Source organism: Dehalobacter sp. (assembly GCF_030063005.1).
Lineage (GTDB): Bacteria > Bacillota > Desulfitobacteriia > Desulfitobacteriales > Syntrophobotulaceae > Dehalobacter > Dehalobacter restrictus.
This window is the reverse complement of sequence record NZ_JAPDHR010000023.1, coordinates 13903-30569: the sequence shown is the minus strand read 5'-3', so window position 1 is coordinate 30569 and position 16667 is coordinate 13903. Positions and strand designations below refer to the sequence as shown.

Below are 16667 nucleotides of genomic sequence, written 5' to 3'. Positions count from 1 at the left end.
AAGTAGATAGGAGATTCTTAAGCATGATTATTATTGGTGAAAAAATTAATGGTGCAATTCCTTCTGTAGCAAGAGCAATCGCTGAAAAGGATGCAGGCTTTATTGACAATCTAGCTAAAACTCAGGCTGATGCAGGAGCAAACTTCATTGATGTATGTGCATCAGTGGAAGATAGCCTTGAACTCGAAACAATGAAATGGCTTATCGACTTGGTTCAGGAAGTTACCGATACGCCGATAGCGATAGACAGTCCCCATGCCCATATCTGCGTTGAAGCCATGAAGTTCTGCAAAAAGCCAGGGATTATCAATTCAGTCTCCGGCGAAGGGAACAAGATCGAACTCGTGTTTCCTGTCATCGCGGATACGAAATGGGAATGCGTGGCCCTCTTGTGCGATGACACCGGAATTCCTAAGACAGCCGAAAAAAGGATGGAAGTGTTTAGGAAGATCATGGAAAAAGCCAAAGCACACAATATTGCTCCATCACGCTTGCACATCGATCCGTTGGTAGAAATGCTCTGTACGTCTGAAGATGGTATTAATATGGTGGTTGACGTTATTAAAGACATTAAAGCTCAGTATCCAGCTATCCATGTAACCGGGGGTTTAAGCAATATTTCCTTTAATCTTCCGGCTAGAAGACTGGTGAATCAGGCATTTATCGTACTGGCGATGAACGCGGGAATGGATAGTGGGATTATCGCTCCAACTAACCAAGATTTAATGGGGATGATCTATGCAACAGAAGCACTCTTAGGGAAAGACGACTACTGCATGGAATACATTGGTGCATATCGAGAAGAATTATTTGGTCAAAAAAAATAATTTTAAATAACTCTCTCGAAATTAAATCAACTAAAGAGGAGGACGTAGAAATGCCTAAGATGGAAGAATTAAAAGCAAAGGTTGAGGCAGGAAAAGCGAAACTTGTTCCAGGGTTAGTACAAGAAGCGTTAGACGCGGGAAATGATGCTCAAAGTATACTCAAGGCGATGATAGAATCCATGGGAGTTGTGGGAGACAAATTTTCTTCAGGAGAAGTATTTATTCCTGAAATGTTGATGGCTGCTAAAGGGATGGCGAAGGGTGTCGAGGTGCTAAAACCGCTTCTAGCTGGAGGAAGCTCCACTTCCTTAGGTACCTGCATTATTGGTACGGTTGAAGGGGATCTTCATGACATCGGCAAAAATCTGGTAGCTATGATGATTGAAAGCGCTGGATTTGAAGTAGTCGACCTTGGTGTAGACGTACCGATCGCTAAATTTATTGAGGCTATCAAAGAAACTAAAAACGTTACCTTAGTGGCCTTGTCAGGACTTCTAACAACCACCATGCCCGCATTGAAAGCTACTGTTGAAGCAATCAAAGCTAGCGGAATGACTGGTTTCAAGATCATTGTCGGTGGAGCACCTGTTACACCAGAATTCGCGGCTTCAATCGGTTCCGATGCTTATGCTCCTGATGCAGGCGGTGCTGCTGTAAAGGCGAAGGAGTTAGTTTCCTAAGATAAATGATCAGGATAACCTTGTATCCACAAAGATTTAGAGATTATAAGGATTTTATAAACTCTAAACTTATTAATGAAAGGATGGGTTCAAATGAATCAGAGAGAAAATTTTCAAGTAATGTTGGATGGAGGAAAGCCTGAGTTTATTCCATTGTACATGGAGTTATATAAAGTGTGTTTATTAGGAGCAAATCAAATTGATCAACCTTGGAACGGAGGACTTGATCCCTTTGGCGTCAATTGGATAGCAACCAAAGAAGGTGTGATTCCAGAACCGAATAAATTTTTGTTTGATGATATTGCTGATTGGAAAAAATATGTTCATTTCCCCAATATAGACACATTAGGCATTGAAGGGGTCGCTCAATTTGAATTGGCTGGCTGCAATCGTGACGAGCAGATTGTCAATGTTTTTAGTACTACTGGTTTGTTTGAAAGACTGGCAGCTTTCATGGGATTTGAAAATGCCCTCTGTTCGTTAATTGAAGATCCGGAGTCATGTCAGGAATTTTTTGAAGCCATGGCTGATTACAAGATTGCATGTCACAACCGCTTTATTGAAGTATATCAGCCGGGTATCATCACCTATTTTGATGATCTGGCCACAGCCAATGGGCTGTTTATGTCGCCAGCTGTGTATCGATCATTAATCAAACCTTCACATAAGCGAATCATCGAAGCGGTGACATCCCGAGGTGTCATCTTTGCACAACATACCTGCGGACGATGTGAAGAAATTATTGAAGATTATGTGGAAATGGGTGTAAAAATATGGAATGCTGCACAGATCAGCAATGATCTCGAAGGAATTATGGATAAATATAAAGGCCGCCTTATTGTAGAAGGGGGTTGGGATTCATCCGGACCGGTGAGCTATCTTGGTGCTTCTACTGAGGACGTCATTGCCGAAGCTTTAAGATGTGCTAAGCAATATGGGCCGAAAGGTAATTACATTCTAGTACCGGTACTTATGAATGAAAAAGGCAATTCTGTAATGGTAGGTGATGATCGCCTGGGGCCAATGATTGAAGCATGGCATAAGGTAAATAAACTATAGGCGTTGACTGATATATATTTGAACAAAACAAAACATGGTAAAAACGGTAACCTCCTGGATGATGGAAAAAACATTATGCAGGAGGTTTTTAGAATATATAAGACATTGTCCACTAGGAGTTCTATAATTGTTTATCCTTCATATTTAATTCTGAAAATTGATGATATAATAATACCTGAAGGTAAGATATTTGTTTTTATAGGCGGTCAGAATGAAAGATCAAACAAGTCAAAACAGAATCATTGACTTTGTGGATATCGGAACCTTGAAAGAAATATTGGACTCATTTACAACGACCACCAGTTTGATGGCCGATATTGTTGATGTTGAGGGCATATCTATTTTCCCAAGAAGCGGTATTAAAAAATGCTGTAGATTCTGCCGTATTATATATGGACTGAAAGATGGAAACAATAGGTGCCAGAGTGCCTATAAAAGGGCAGGGAAACAGGCAGCCATGTTTGGTGAACCATACATTTTCCGCTGTCCGTCAGGTCTGATTGAATGGGCGGCACCGATCATACTGAACGGAGAGCATGTGGGAACGATTATCTGTGGTCAAGTGCTGATGTGGAAGCCGGAAGAGTTCTTTTGGATTGAACTCAGAGAAATGAACAAGTCGCTTACCACAGACTTTCAGGATCTATTTGAAGCGGTGCGCGAACTTCCAATTATATCTGGTCATCAGGTTCAGGCGGCAGCTTATCTGCTCTATGTGGTTGCCAATTATATCACGAAAGCTGGGTGGGAGAATTATGAACAGATTAAGGAATTCGCCAGCCAGCAGTCAATGTATTATGCTGAAATTGAAAACAGAAAAATCCTGGAAAAACAGCTCGGCAGCAGTTCAGGCGGTTCGCTGGTTGACGAAAACGAAATAATGATAGAGTTGTACAAAAACGAAAAATCAGCAAAAGCCTATCTTCAGACTGTCATATTTGGGCTGAGGTATGAATCACACAACAATTTATCTGTGGTACGTGCCAAAATGACCGAATTGTTGGTAATTCTGTTACGGGTTACAAACCAGATGGGCTTGGAAATGTCACAGTTTCTGGATATCAATAACAACTATATCGGTAAGATTTATGAAACAAATTCTGTTGAAAACCTCTGTGTTCTTGCTTCAATAGCTGTGGACGCGTACTTAGAACGCATCAAGGAAACACAAAATAAACCCTTAAACGCAAATATAAAAATGATGATCGAATATATTGAAAATGAATATATGAAAAATCTTTCATTGAAAGCTATCTCAGATTCGGTTTGCCTGAGCCCTGGTTACGCCAGTAGAATGTTTAAAGACCATATGGGCATGTCAATTAATGATTATGTGTTAAAGGTACGCATCCAAAAAGCGAAAAAACTTCTTTTGAATCCCCACTATCAAATTCAGACTATTGCTGAAAATGTCGGTTTTTCGGACTCTGGTTATTTTACCAAGGTGTTCAAAACATCTGAAGGGATTACGCCAACTCAATTCCGAAAATACCATAAAAGATAGGGATGAAAAATGGAAAAAGTACTTGTTGAACTTCAGGAAGCCATTGAAAAAGGCCAGACCCAGATGGCGATGGATAAGACAAAAGAAGCTCTCAATAACGGGCTTCGAACAGATAAGATTATTGACACTGCCATCAACCCGGCGTTTAAAGATCTTGGATTAAGAATGTTTAATGGGGAAATTTATGTGACAGATGTGCTGATGTCCTCCAGAGCGGCACATGCGTCGATGTATGTAATGGAACCGATAATATCACGACACAGTGGTTCGAAAAAGGGGATTGTGGCAATTGGCACAGTTGCAGGAGATTTACATGATATCGGAAAGTCCTTAATCGTTATGGTGCTTCAGGGCAGCGGGTACACGGTTATTGACTTGGGCATTGATGTCACGGTGAAATCATTTATCGAGGCTGTCCGAAGGTATAAACCGGACGTTCTGGCGTTGTCTTCGCTTTTGACTACAACGCTGCCGGAATTAGGCTATATCATTAACGCATTAACCGAACAGGGGCTGCGTTCACAGGTTAAAGTCATCGTCGGTGGTGCACCGGTAACGGTTAAATATGCAGCTAGTATAAAAGCGGATGCCTATGCAGCTAATTTATTTGAAGCGAGCGAAGCGGTCGATGATTTAGTCAACAACCGAATCGGAAGATTCCTTGTATAGCAATTTTAATAGCCGCTTTAAGGGCGGTCGGCATTGAGAGTAAGGAAATAAACCGCTACTCCCTTGACTGATATGCTCCCTTCGTAGTAGACAGTTAAAATAATAAAACTGTTTCTATGAAGGGAGCATATCACCTTGACAGGGGCGGTTTATTTCCTTTTAAAGGATGGGAGGCGTCTGCTCAGCACTGCCGGTATCCTTTCTGACAATCACTTTTTCATAATAGCCTCCGTATCTGTGGTATAATTTTATTATAATACAAATAAATGGAAGAGTCAGAGGAAAAGCCATGTCGATGCGCGATAAGTTCTACGATCAATTCAAACCGGTCCACCGCGTCATTGGGATAGTATTGATCCCCATCATCCTGGATCTGGCGAACTATCTGCTCTATGAGAAAATTTTCCGGACAGAATACCTGCCTGCTCATAAGCTGCTAAACCTGAAGATCGGGCTTGTATCGGCGCCGCCGAGTGTGCGGTCTATCCTTGAGGACTTTCCGTCGCCTCTCTTTCAGGCTAACAATGGCAGCGTGTCCGGAATCGTAAACCAGTTGACCCTGTTTAATATCTTGCTGCTTCTCAGTGCGACGCTGATCCTTAGTTTCCTTCACAGCGGCTATTTGGGTGTATTGGCCGAGTCCGGACGCAGGCCCATGGGCTGGAAGGACTTCTTTGTGCTTGGCAATCAGTTCTGGTTGCGGTTTTTAGTCTTACAAGTCCTGGGCCTTTGGCCGCTGATCCTGATGCTGATTAACCCCGAACTGGTTTTTCTGGGGTTGATTAACGTCGTGTTTGTTTACGTCCAGTATGCGATTGTCGTCGATGAAGGGTCGATCAAAGAAAATTTTCAACGAGGAATTGGTTTTCTTCTGCAAAATTTGAAGCTGACCCTGATCATGGCCATCTACTTCGGCCTGATCTTCTCTTTTCTGGGAATTTTCATTCATGTCCTTGCGGGTCTGGGAAGGACAGGAATCATCATCGCCATTGTTTTGATCGCTTACCTGGGAGCGGTGGCCAATAAAACCGTGCTGGAAATCTACCGGGAGAAAAGCCAGGGGGAGCAAATGAATCCGGAAATTGAGAATATGGGCGGTCTTGATAGCGATGATCTTTGAGCAACGTTCTAGACTTCAAAAATTTTACAATTAATATGTATTTTATATCGGATTTGTTATATACTATAAGAAAAGAGGAACCATGCTCTATACATGATTCCTCACAACAGCCGCTTTGAGGGCGGTCGGCATTAGTAAACGGAATAGACCGTTATCATTTGCAGGTTGGCGGTCTATTTCCTTTTATGAAATGATAGTATCAAAACGACCAAAGTCGCAAATGAAACCATCAACATCAAAGCTTGAAATACTTCCATGGGCATCACCTCCTTTCCGGAGGGAATGCCGACCGCCCTGCACGCCATCTGTTGCAGGGCTATCATAACATATATTTACAAAATATTCCATATATTTAGAGCGTATAAAAAACAAGTGAATGATTTTTTAATCAAAGCGATGCAGGAGAGAATGTAGTTTTTTTCGATAACCTTCTATTTTGGGACAACCAATAGGATGTCTACATAAGATAGTATTGGGAGACGAAAACAGAATGTAGGAGATGATTATATGTATCTTTCCGGTCTAGCGTTTCTCCCTTTTCTGGCCAAATATATTATACGAAAACCTGTAGTCGCGCCGATTAATAATACGGTGGGGATAGTATCGCCCATATTAGCAGGAACGCGTCATTGGCCGCCAAGCCATAGGCCGCCTGCTTATCATCATCCGCCATGTCATCCACCTGTAAGACGGAGGCGTGGTTGCTGCTGCTAGATTTTTTAAAGAAACCCGAGGGAGAATTCCCTCGGGTGTTTTAATACATCGATATGCTTGTTGACATATCCAGTGGTGGGAAGTGATCAAGCATGATGATGATTAAACCGGATCTGCAATTTCCCCTCATCAAGCTTGGCGGAAGTAATCTGTTTATTTAATAAATGCGGTGGCAGCATCATGCACCGCTTTTCATTTTTTATGGTGATTTGAATCTCGCCGCCGGCCTGAGAAAGCGCCATTTCCGATTTGTCGGCAAAGGGCAGGTGGAAAATCAGGACATCCTGATCGTTATCCCGGAAGGTCTCCATTAGCCGTGTCCGGCATAAAACGGCCTCCGGATTCATTTTACCGTAGAGATCCCCGATCTGGGCCAGTACGGGAACCGATTTGAGTTCGTGTTTCAGCAGATTCAGGTAAAAGACGGGAAGATCAGCAAAGCTTTCCCTGATTTCGTTCAAGCCTTCATTTTGAAGTTCGACCCAGCGGTTGAAATAGCCGGATAGCGCTTCCTGCGGAAATACTTTATTGACGATGATGCCGTCTACCTGGTAATCAAACAGGCTCAGCCAAGTGAAGCTGCGTTTTGTTTCCTTGATGACGATTTTTTCAGGCGTCGTCACGAGGCGCACGGTGAGGACTTCTTTGTTGAGCATCAGGGCCTGAAGACGTTCGAGCTTAGCCATCAGCTTCGTCAGGTCTTCAAAGACATTATCTTTGGGCATCGGCACCTTAAGGACTTTTTCGACGACCGGTCCGGCAATCTTGACGGCCTGACGCTTCATGGGAAGAATTTTGCTGACGATTTCCCCGAGCATTTCCGGGTATTTCAGCAGGTTCAGCGTTTCACCCGTTGGGGCACAATCGACGATGATCACGTCATACTTTTTCTTTTCGTAATAATCCAACACCGTAAATAAGGAGAACAGCTCTTCAAGGCCGGGAAAAATGAGGAGTTCTTCCGCTTCAATCCCGCCCTCGGCCCGTGACAGGATCATTTGCTTGATATAGGATTTTAAGCTTCCCCAAGCTTTTTCGCTTTCCTTGACGACGTCGATTTCCAGGGCATCCAGGTTGGGGATGACTGCGGTTGGTTCACTGCCAAGCTTCATGGCGAGTGAATCAGACAAGCTGTGGGCTTGATCGGTGCTCATTAGGAGTACGCGGTGGCCTTCATTGGCCAGCCTAATGGCGGTTGCAGCGGCGACACAGGTCTTGCCGACACCGCCTTTTCCGGTATATAAAATGATACGCATGCTGTTTTCCTCCTAATTGATGGTTACCGAGTGAACGTTGCTGTGAGTTTCAGGTTGGTCTGTGTTTTTTGAGGTTTCGGAGCCGTCCATCAGGTATTCCAGCAGCAAATCTTTAACTTCTTTTTCAATGACGGACAGATGGTGTCTGACGTTCTCAGGCATCAAGGTTTCCAAGGCTTCCTTTTGCAGCCGTTTCGCTTCGAGCATTTTTTGGATGAATTCCGGATTAATGGCGGTATTCATGATATGACCTCCTTTATTTTGGTTCGAACCGTACAGTGAGCTTGCCATCGGTTAACTTGGCGGAGTTGACCAGGTAGTGGCGAAGGGTTGCGGGTTTTGGAATGCTGCGTTTGAAGTTCCCGATTTTCAAAATCAGATCGGTTGCGGACTCGTTGAAACGGATGTCGCCTTTTTCCACAAATGGCAGATCCAGGACTAAGGCATAGCCTGTTTCTGTCTTTTCATAATGCTCACCCGCTGATGGCGGCTGCAGCTCAAACAGAGGACTGCTCTCAGCAAGGATTTCCGCCAGGCGTCCGATGCCGCCGACACCGTTTAAATCGCTGTCAAACCAGGGGATGCGGCGGATAGTCCTGCCGGTAAATAAACTTTCAAGTTCCTCGGTGTATCGCGTCTGGATGGCGATCCATTCATCAAAAAACGGATTATTCAGATCCTGCGGTAAGATCCGGTTGATGAAAAGACAGTCCACATTGAAGCCGTAAAGATTCAAATACATGAAGTTGCGCTTCGTTTCTTCCACAACCATCTTTTCAGGTATGGTGACTAGGCGGATGGCCGTTGTTGCGGGATCTTTCAGAAGGGTCTGAAATTCAAGGAGTGTTACGTAGAGTCTCTCGATATCCGTCATGGCCTGCCGGTCAGGCAGCTGTACTTTGAAGACTGTTTTGGATATCGGGGAAAGGATCCTTAGCGCTGCCTTGCCGATCGGGAACATTTTCTCCATGTACCAGGACAGCAGTTCGGGAAACTTAAGCAGCGCCAGTGTTTCGCCTGTGGGCGCGCAGTCGACGATGATGCGGTCATAATGGCCGCTTTGATGAAGCGATAAGATTTTAAGCAAGGAAAACAGTTCATCCATACCCGGAAAAACAGCAATCTGTTCCAATTGTTCACTGGCCATGCCGCTGGAAGCAACCAGGCGGAGGAAGGCTTGTTTCATATCCTTGAAGTCGTTTTCCATAACGTCATGCGGATTGATCTCCAGCAAATGAAGGCCGTTATCCAGGGCCGTGATCTCACTGCCGAGTGTCAATTCAAATAAGTCGCCCAGATTATGGGCCATGTCGGTGCTGACAAGAAGCGTTTTCCGGCCATCACCCACGGAAAGCATGGCATGGGCTGCAGCGACACTTGTTTTACCGACGCCGCCTTTGCCTGTAAAGATCAAAATCGTACCCATCTCAAAAACTCCTTTCTTAGATTCGACAGACGAATAGTTCCATGATGGAAGTATTCGTTCTAAAGCAGACTGCCCGTCCGGCAGCCTGAGTCACAATCGTTAATCGTAATCAATCACTCATTGATCATTCAGTTGATGTTCACTTGAAGACTCACTCGATGATGATTTTTCGTATCGTCTGCGCGGGACTGTTCATCGCTTGGAACTGCTCCTTTTGCATAACAGAGATGACTTTCTCGATGATCGTGAAGATCAGGGCTGTTTCCTCGGAGGTCAGCTCGGAAAGAACCTTTTGTCCGTATTGCCTGAAGGTCGTAAGAATCTGTCGGATCTGATTCCTGCCGGACGCACTGAGACGAATGGTTACGACACGCTTGTCATCTTCATTCCGCTCGCGGCTGAGCAATGTTTGCTTCTCCATGCGGGAGATAATGCCGGTTGCCGTGTTTAGTGGAACACGCAGATACTGGGCGACCTGCGACATGGTGACATCCTCTTGGCGATATAAAAGCAGGAGGACGAGTAATTCATTTTTGGTGACGTTCAGCAGAATATTCGCCCATAACTCATTGGAGATCAGCGGTCTGATCCGGTCGATGAACTGAAATAGGGTATCTTCCATTAAGAGTTTTTCAGCATCCAAACTTAGTTCCTCCTTCGAAGTAATTTAATTCTACTCCGGAACTAAATGGACGTCAAGAGGAAAATTGTCGTTCAAAAATCTTACAATTAGTATGTGATTTAACTTAGGTATGGTATATACTATAAGCAAAGAGGAACCATGCTGATACCTGATTCCTCGTAACAGCCGCTTTTGGGCGGTCTATTTCTTTTTAGTGAAGGATATTGTTGATTAGGAGAATCCTATGGAAACAAATGATGCACTTACTCGGTTAATAAATCCCAGAATAACATTCTGTTGATGAAAGGGATAACGATATGAGCAGCAAAGAAGAGATACTGCGCCGGCTATTCGAGCTGCAGGATCTGAAATACAAAGAGTTTGCGTGCAAACTTATGCCGACGGTGAACCCGGAAAACGTGATCGGCGTCCGCACGCCGGATCTGCGGAAGCTCGCCAGGGAGTTTTCCAAAACGCCGGAGGCTTCGGAGTTCCTCAAAATCCTGCCGCATGCGTATTATGAAGAAAATAACCTGCACGGTTTCCTGATTGAAACGATCAGGGATTATGATACTGCTGTTGCCGCCGTTGACGAGTTTCTGCCGTACATAGACAACTGGGCAACCTGTGACCTCATTTCACCGAAGATATTCAAAAAGCACCTGCCCGAACTCTACGAAAAAATCAAAGTATGGCTGGTATCCGGCCGGACTTATACGGTGCGGTTTGGGATCGGAATGCTGATGCGCTTCTATCTCGATGACGATTTCCAGCCGGAGATGCTTGAGCTTGTGGCGGTTATCCGGTCAGACGAATACTATGTCAACATGATGATCGCCTGGTATTTCGCAACGGCATTGGCCAAGCAGTACGAAGCGGTCTTGCCGTACATACAGGAACAGCGTTTGGAGAAGTGGACGCACAACAAAGCTATCCAGAAAGCGATTGAGAGTTACCGGATCGGCGACGAAGCAAAGGCGTACCTGCGGACGCTTAAAACGTAAGTCTCTATGTATCCATGTGCCGGGCGGCCGAGTCACTGCTCTTTATAGTACGCCATTTTGGAGGAAAGCCTTAGCCCTATGGTGTACAATCAATTTTCGGATGAAATACAGGATGATGATAAACCCCGTAATCTCCGGCACATAAGATGCCGGATCGGTCATTAGGCTGGTCAAATCTGCTTGAAGCCATGACCCTTCTGTTGACGCATAAAATTTCATGCCGTAAAGCGGCCAATAAAATGTCTCCGGAATCATCCACATGGCGTCAAATATGTCATGGAAAAGACAGCTTCCGGTCAACACCAACCAACCACTTTTTTGATATCTATGCCAACGATAGTATCCAATCCCCAATAAGAGAAAGATAAACAATAACGTGTGTGCAAATACTCTACCGGTATGGAAGGTTTCGGCAAACAAAAAACGGCCGATAGGTTTATCAATCAAGTCGGGCAAAATGGACCCGACGAAGACTACTCTGTAATCAATTTTGATGTCTCCTAAGGATTTTTCGGCTGCTTTTGCAGCTAATCCTGTCAATCCTAAATGTCCGAAGAAAATCATATCTTGCTCCCTGATTGCAAATCACAGTTTATCGCTGGTATGGTCAGCGGTAAGGCTTCTTATTGTCAGTTACATCCTAATCGCCGGATATATTGTACCACGAAATAAAGGATCATTGCCAAAATCCATGCCGATGAAATCATTTGACAAAAAAAATAAGTGCTCAAAGGGATCAGTATTGAGGTGAATAGTAAAGGAAAGGGCAAGAATAATCATGTTGTCAGCAGGGTGTCTATCCGCTACTGAAGAGCTTTTTCCTTGTTGCTATGGTGTTCTTCTATCCTCTGCTTTAGCTCTTCAACCGTTATGCCTTTTTTTTCAGCTATTTCCTTAAGTTTCGCTTCATCCATTTTTCCGTGGCCTTTGCAGCATTTACCTTCCGCCATCCGCTTTTTCAGTTCTTCGACCGTAATACCTTTTTTCTGGGCGATCTCCTTGAGCTTTGCCTCTAATCGAACTTTAGCTTCTTCCTTAGAAATTCCCTTTTCTTGCGATATTCTGTCGATCATTTTGTCATAGCAGGACGGGGATTGTACGTTCGGGCTATTCTGCTCCGTAGCAGCAATTGCCACGAAAGACAATGACAAAGTAAAAATTAAAGCAACGGTTAGGGATAATGCAATTAACTTTGTTTTGTTAATTATAAGCCCTCCTTTATTTTAACTTGCCCTTTCCAGTCTTTATTTTAAGCAGCTTAGAAGGAATCATACTTCTACTTCAAAAAACGCTTGATTAGTTTGAACTTTCTATCTGTATAAGGGTGATATCTCATGGACAGATCAAGCCAAGTGGACTTTTTGACTATCCTCCATCGCTTTGCTTGAAGTGAACAAATAGAGCGCCAGAGGCTTCGGATGACTCCGGATATATTCAATAACCGTTTCGATATCTGTATAGGTCATCACGGGTAAAATGGGACCGAAGATTTCTTCCTGCATGATGGGAGATTCGGGCTTAACGTCGATCAATACGGTTGGTTCAATAAAACGTCTTGGCTCGGCATATCCGCCGCCTATGGCCTTGGTTGCGCCGTCCATCGTACAATACCGATTTCCGTCATATAGGTTTCGAAGGGTGGCTTATTGAAGTCCTGCATCATTGCAGTACATAAACCATCCTCATTTTCACGCAAGGCACGTTGTAATTTTCGGAGTGCCGAGATTCTGAATTCTACAGGGCGGGTCTTGCCGCTGAAAAAATAGCGGTGTTGGTTTTCGGTGATTTCATGTATTCCCATTGAACGACTCCTTTCTCGGAAGAAAGCGAGATCATTCTCGCTTTATAAAAATGTGAGAAAAGAACATTAGCTAATAATAAATTGACATAGTAGCTAATATTTTTTATAATAATACCTAAGTTGGTAAATCCAGGATGAAGGTGATCTTATGCGTATCAATACCACAGATATGCAAAATGCTTTTGGAAAATATCTTTCTCTGGTAGAGAAGGAAGATATTATTATTACCAAGAACGGCAAGAGTGTTGCCAAACTCATCCGTTATAACGAACCGGACTATTTCCTTGTCCACGAAGAAGCAAATACATATCGATCGACAAAAACGGTGAGCTATGAAGAATATATGGAGCTGGTTGATTCCTCTGATCAAAGGTACGAACTGATCGACGGTGAGATTTATCTGTTAGCTTCACCTTCCTTTACCCATCAGGTGGTTGTTAACGAAATATCCGGTCATTTTTATAACTATTTTAGGGGAAAACCTTGTCGATCCTTAACCGCTCCGTTGGATATACGGCTTTTCGGTTATGCGACCAAGTTTGAAGAAGATCCGAATGTTGTCCAGCCGGATGTCATCGTGATCTGTGATGAAGACAAGGTTAATGAAAAGAACAAGTATGAAGGCATACCGACTCTGGTGGTCGAAGTCTTGTCTCCTTCGACCAAAGGCAAAGATCTGGTTGCCAAATTAAATCTCTATATGAAAAGCGGTGTTTTAGAATACTGGGTTGTAAGTCTGGAAAACAAAAGCATTCTTCAATACGCTTTTTCTAAAGAAAGAGATATAGACAATCTAAGGAGTTTCCAGCAGGGAGATACGATTCAATCGACTGTCTTTCCGGATTTGGAAATACTTTTATCTGATATTTTCTCTGAGATTTAGCTGCCAGAAAATTAGCAATAAGTAGGTGTTCATATTGATGGATGGAAATAATCGTGCAAATATTAAGCCCGGCACACACGTTTTTATCGTACAAAAACAAGATCAGCGAACAGAAAAATTGACCGAAGGAATCGTTAAAGATATTCTAACGAATTCATCGAATCATCCTCATGGAATTAAAGTCCGGCTAAGTAATGGCATTGTAGGTCGAGTAAAGCAAATCATTCCTTAGGATTACTTATTTTGTTTTTTATGAAAAAAACTCAAGAACTCTTTAGGAATCGGACTTTCAAAATGCATAATTTCATTGGTTACCGGATGCTTGAAAGCCAGGATGTGAGCATGAAGTCCTAACCGGTTGATGCTGCTCTTTATTCCTCCATATTTTATATCCCCGATAACACTGTGCCCGATATCTTGCATATGAATACGTATTTGATTTTTGCGGCCGGTCTCCAGTTTTACCTCCAATAAAGAATAGGAATTGTTTTTTTCCAATACCTTGTAATGGGTCACGGCTTTTTGCCCCCCATTGGGAGTCTTGCTAGAGTACATTCGAAGCGCTTTATTTTCCGTTAACCAAGAGGTGATGGTCCCTTGATCGTCGGTTAGGGGACCATGAACAACCACGGCATAACTTCTTTCCAGAACAACTTCCTTCCAGGCGTTTTGGAGTTTTTCCTTTATCTCTTCGCTTTTGGCAAACATCATGACCCCGGAGGTTTCTCTATCCAGTCGATGTACAACAAAAACCCGACTCTGATTATCTCTTTTTTTGATATGTGTACTTAAAACATTATAAGCTGTTAATTCCTTTTCTCTGTCGGTCGCGATTGAAAGCATTCCGGCAGGTTTTTCTATGATGATAAGATATTCATCTTCAAAGAAAATCTTTAGCCCCAGGGGCTTGAGCTCTCTTCTTTCTTGATAGACTTTGCTCCGATTAATGTTAACCTTTTGACCAGCAACCAACGGATAGTTAAACAAAGTTGTTACTTCGCCGTCTACAGAAATCTGGCGATGGGCGAGAAGTGACTTAATAGAGTTTCTCCCTTGTTGTGGCAACTGAGCGATAAGGAACTTTAACAATTCATTTTCTTTATCAACGATAAGGGAAGCTTGTTTCTCTGGACGATGTTTGGTATTTGCTTTTTTCATCTGTTAACCCCTTCATGATCATATTATTTTGAGTAAGCGAGAATCTTTCCATAAGATAATTGCCATTATGATAAAAAAACTCTGACATTTTAGTATTAGCTATTATTGAATAAATAGCAATAGGCGAGATTTTCTATCAGCCATTTGGCCTCCTATATATTTAATTATTGCATTTAATCTGTTGATGGTATAAAATAACAATAGAACATATGTTCTAAGAGGTGAAACGATGAAGATCAACCGGCTTTTGGAAATGATTATTCTTTTATTGAATAAAGGGACCATCACTGCCGGTGAGCTCTCCGACCGGTTTCAGGTATCTGTGCGGACGATTTACCGGGATATTGATATTCTATCCACGTCCGGGGTTCCGGTGGTGATGACCAGAGGCAACGGCGGGGGAATATCGCTGCTGGAGGAGTATTCTCTGAGCAAGGTCATGATCAGTGAGCAGGAGAGGGACGGTTTGCTGCTTGCTTTGCAGACCCTGCAAGCTACCGGATATCCGCAAAGCGAGGATATCCTGACAAAACTTGGAGCGGTGTTTAAGGAGCCCTCCCGCAAAGATCGGATCGAGATTGATTTCTCTTATTGGAGCACACGCCCAATGAAAAGAATAAATTCAACGATATTAAAGAAGCGATTTGGCAGCGCAGGGTAATTTCCTTTGATTACGTAAATTCCAATGGCCTAAAAAGCAGCCGTTCGGCTGAACCGGAGAGGCTGCTGTACAAAGGCCATACCTGGTATTTAATTGCTTACTGCCGCAAGCGGGAAGGGCACCGCATTTTTCGTCTGACCAGAGTTAAAAATGTTATGGTCTTGGAAGAAACATTTACCCCGAGGCTTTGTCCGGAATGGGAAGAAGAGGCAAGCGGCCTACCGGATTCTGTCCATCTTAAACTAAAGTTTCAGCCCAGGATCTTAAACCGGATTTACGATGATTTTGCCGAAGAACTCATTACAAAAAATGAGGACGGCACTTTGGTCGTCGAGGTGGACTTTCCGGAAGATGAGTGGGTCTATGGCTATATCCTTTCTTTCGGCAGCTATGTTGAAGTATTGGAGCCCGTACATATCCGGCGAATCGTTACCGAACGGTTAAAACAGGCTTTAGAAAAATACGAAGCTCCTCAAATATGACATCCTATTGTCAATGCATTCCAGTAAGATAGAGGTAGTGAAAACTTAGAGATAGTGAAAACTCAATGGAACAAAAATATTTGAAAGGGAGAAAAGTGTCATGTTTCAAATTGAACTTTCGGAGCGTAAAGCTCAGCCTGCCCTGGTGGTCACAGCGAAAACGACCGTGGCCGAACTGCCGAAAGTGATCGGCGAAAGCTATGGGAAAATCATGGGGTATCTGAATGAACTCGGTGTCCAGCCGGTCGATGCTCCGTATACTGCCTACTACAACCTGGATATGGAAAACCTGGATGTAGAAATGGGGTTTCCCGTTGCTAAGCTTTTCCCGGATAAGGAGGAGATTCATGCTCGGGAGATTCCAGCCGGCAAATCTGCCAGCTGCATTTACAAGGGACCCTATAGCGGGATGGAGCAGCCTTATAACGAAATGTTCCGCTGGATCGAAGAAAATGGCTGCAAACCGGCTGGCGTGTATTACGAATACTACTGTAATGCGCCCAGCGATGTTCCGGAGAGTGAGCTTCTGACCAGAATTGTAATGCCCATTATTGAAAAATAAAATCCTGGGTTCATAAAACCTCCTTACAATTTCTGTTTGGAGGTTTTACATCTATTTCTAGAAGAGGAAAACATATCAACTGGTGGTGAAAGGAATAAATATAGTACAATTCTCTTATGGAAACATCATGATTTGACAAGAAATAAAACAAAAGAGGAAAGCAGATTGTACATAAAATTATTAAGACACCTTCGATCCAGTGGATTACTTATATTTTGTTTTCTTTTTTTCACCGGATG

The 16667-nt window shown here is 43.3% G+C and carries 22 protein-coding genes; 12 read left to right on the top strand and 10 right to left on the bottom strand.

Features of this window, described 5'->3' with window-relative positions; genetic code table 11:
* The first annotated feature begins 23 nt into the window (after positions 1-23).
* From OKX56_RS07860 to OKX56_RS07835, 6 genes are all read left to right on the top strand, one after another.
* Positions 24-827 (top strand): methyltetrahydrofolate cobalamin methyltransferase, encoded by an 804-nt coding sequence (locus OKX56_RS07860; protein ID WP_019226212.1) that lies wholly within the window; start codon positions 24-26, stop codon positions 825-827.
* A gap of 50 nt (positions 828-877) precedes the next feature.
* Positions 878-1507 (top strand): cobalamin B12-binding domain-containing protein, encoded by a 630-nt coding sequence (locus OKX56_RS07855; RefSeq protein WP_019226211.1) that lies wholly within the window; start codon positions 878-880, stop codon positions 1505-1507.
* 93 nt (positions 1508-1600) lie between these two features.
* Entirely contained in the window at positions 1601-2566 is a 966-nt protein-coding gene (locus OKX56_RS07850) for a uroporphyrinogen decarboxylase family protein (protein ID WP_019226210.1), read from the top strand.
* Positions 2567-2777: 211 nt separating this feature from the next.
* On the top strand, positions 2778-4070 hold the full coding sequence (locus tag OKX56_RS07845) for a PocR ligand-binding domain-containing protein (protein WP_019226209.1): 1293 nt from the start codon (positions 2778-2780) through the stop codon (positions 4068-4070).
* A 9-nt stretch (positions 4071-4079) separates the two neighbouring features.
* Positions 4080-4739, top strand: coding sequence for a cobalamin B12-binding domain-containing protein (locus OKX56_RS07840; RefSeq protein WP_019226208.1), 660 nt, complete (start codon positions 4080-4082; stop codon positions 4737-4739).
* A gap of 289 nt (positions 4740-5028) precedes the next feature.
* Entirely contained in the window at positions 5029-5859 is an 831-nt protein-coding gene (locus tag OKX56_RS07835) for a protein-tyrosine phosphatase family protein (RefSeq protein WP_019226207.1), read from the top strand.
* 173 nt (positions 5860-6032) lie between these two features.
* Here the strand turns inward: OKX56_RS07835 and OKX56_RS14930 are convergent, their stop codons facing one another.
* The 5 genes from OKX56_RS14930 to OKX56_RS07815 all read right to left on the bottom strand — a co-directional run bounded on the left by OKX56_RS14930 (position 6033) and on the right by OKX56_RS07815 (position 9898).
* Entirely contained in the window at positions 6033-6116 is an 84-nt protein-coding gene (locus OKX56_RS14930) for a putative holin-like toxin (protein WP_353737766.1), read from the bottom strand.
* A 543-nt stretch (positions 6117-6659) separates the two neighbouring features.
* Positions 6660-7829, bottom strand: coding sequence for an ArsA family ATPase (locus OKX56_RS07830; RefSeq protein WP_019226204.1), 1170 nt, complete (start codon positions 7827-7829; stop codon positions 6660-6662).
* A 12-nt stretch (positions 7830-7841) separates the two neighbouring features.
* Positions 7842-8072, bottom strand: coding sequence for a hypothetical protein (locus OKX56_RS07825; RefSeq protein WP_019226203.1), 231 nt, complete (start codon positions 8070-8072; stop codon positions 7842-7844).
* 13 nt (positions 8073-8085) lie between these two features.
* Positions 8086-9255 (bottom strand): ArsA family ATPase, encoded by a 1170-nt coding sequence (locus OKX56_RS07820; protein WP_019226202.1) that lies wholly within the window; start codon positions 9253-9255, stop codon positions 8086-8088.
* A 151-nt stretch (positions 9256-9406) separates the two neighbouring features.
* Positions 9407-9898 (bottom strand): MarR family winged helix-turn-helix transcriptional regulator, encoded by a 492-nt coding sequence (locus OKX56_RS07815; protein ID WP_019226201.1) that lies wholly within the window; start codon positions 9896-9898, stop codon positions 9407-9409.
* A gap of 296 nt (positions 9899-10194) precedes the next feature.
* Here OKX56_RS07815 and OKX56_RS07810 point away from each other — a divergent pair, with 296 nt between their 5' ends.
* On the top strand, positions 10195-10881 hold the full coding sequence (locus tag OKX56_RS07810; protein WP_026071878.1) for a DNA alkylation repair protein: 687 nt from the start codon (positions 10195-10197) through the stop codon (positions 10879-10881).
* A gap of 42 nt (positions 10882-10923) precedes the next feature.
* On the opposite strand, the gene OKX56_RS07805 is transcribed toward OKX56_RS07810, so the two are convergent.
* The 4 genes from OKX56_RS07805 to OKX56_RS07790 form a co-directional block, all read right to left on the bottom strand.
* Complete coding sequence (locus OKX56_RS07805; protein ID WP_025205255.1) at positions 10924-11445, bottom strand: metal-dependent hydrolase; 522 nt, start codon at positions 11443-11445, stop codon at positions 10924-10926.
* Positions 11446-11684: 239 nt separating this feature from the next.
* Positions 11685-12017, bottom strand: coding sequence for a hypothetical protein (locus tag OKX56_RS07800; RefSeq protein ID WP_025205256.1), 333 nt, complete (start codon positions 12015-12017; stop codon positions 11685-11687).
* A 207-nt stretch (positions 12018-12224) separates the two neighbouring features.
* Positions 12225-12482: an aldehyde dehydrogenase family protein gene (locus tag OKX56_RS07795; protein ID WP_287896106.1), complete on the bottom strand. Its 258-nt coding sequence runs from the start codon at positions 12480-12482 to the stop codon at positions 12225-12227.
* On the bottom strand, positions 12458-12682 hold the full coding sequence (locus OKX56_RS07790) for a hypothetical protein (protein WP_287896105.1): 225 nt from the start codon (positions 12680-12682) through the stop codon (positions 12458-12460). Before OKX56_RS07790 ends, OKX56_RS07795 begins: the two co-directional genes overlap by 25 nt.
* 148 nt (positions 12683-12830) lie before the next feature.
* Here OKX56_RS07790 and OKX56_RS07785 point away from each other — a divergent pair, with 148 nt between their 5' ends.
* Positions 12831-13565, top strand: coding sequence for a type II toxin-antitoxin system prevent-host-death family antitoxin (locus tag OKX56_RS07785; protein WP_287896103.1), 735 nt, complete (start codon positions 12831-12833; stop codon positions 13563-13565).
* A 37-nt stretch (positions 13566-13602) separates the two neighbouring features.
* Positions 13603-13797, top strand: coding sequence for a YwbE family protein (locus OKX56_RS07780; RefSeq protein ID WP_025205259.1), 195 nt, complete (start codon positions 13603-13605; stop codon positions 13795-13797).
* Positions 13798-13799: 2 nt separating this feature from the next.
* Here OKX56_RS07780 and OKX56_RS07775 read toward each other — a convergent pair whose 3' ends face one another.
* Positions 13800-14723: an RluA family pseudouridine synthase gene (locus tag OKX56_RS07775; RefSeq protein WP_025205260.1), complete on the bottom strand. Its 924-nt coding sequence runs from the start codon at positions 14721-14723 to the stop codon at positions 13800-13802.
* Positions 14724-14952: 229 nt separating this feature from the next.
* Here OKX56_RS07775 and OKX56_RS07770 point away from each other — a divergent pair, with 229 nt between their 5' ends.
* From OKX56_RS07770 to OKX56_RS07760, 3 genes are all read left to right on the top strand, one after another.
* On the top strand, positions 14953-15384 hold the full coding sequence (locus OKX56_RS07770; protein WP_242837030.1) for a helix-turn-helix transcriptional regulator: 432 nt from the start codon (positions 14953-14955) through the stop codon (positions 15382-15384).
* On the top strand, positions 15315-15866 hold the full coding sequence (locus tag OKX56_RS07765) for a helix-turn-helix transcriptional regulator (protein WP_242837031.1): 552 nt from the start codon (positions 15315-15317) through the stop codon (positions 15864-15866). Before OKX56_RS07770 ends, OKX56_RS07765 begins: the two co-directional genes overlap by 70 nt.
* 100 nt (positions 15867-15966) lie before the next feature.
* Positions 15967-16428 (top strand): GyrI-like domain-containing protein, encoded by a 462-nt coding sequence (locus OKX56_RS07760; RefSeq protein WP_025205261.1) that lies wholly within the window; start codon positions 15967-15969, stop codon positions 16426-16428.
* Positions 16429-16667: the final 239 nt, after the last annotated feature.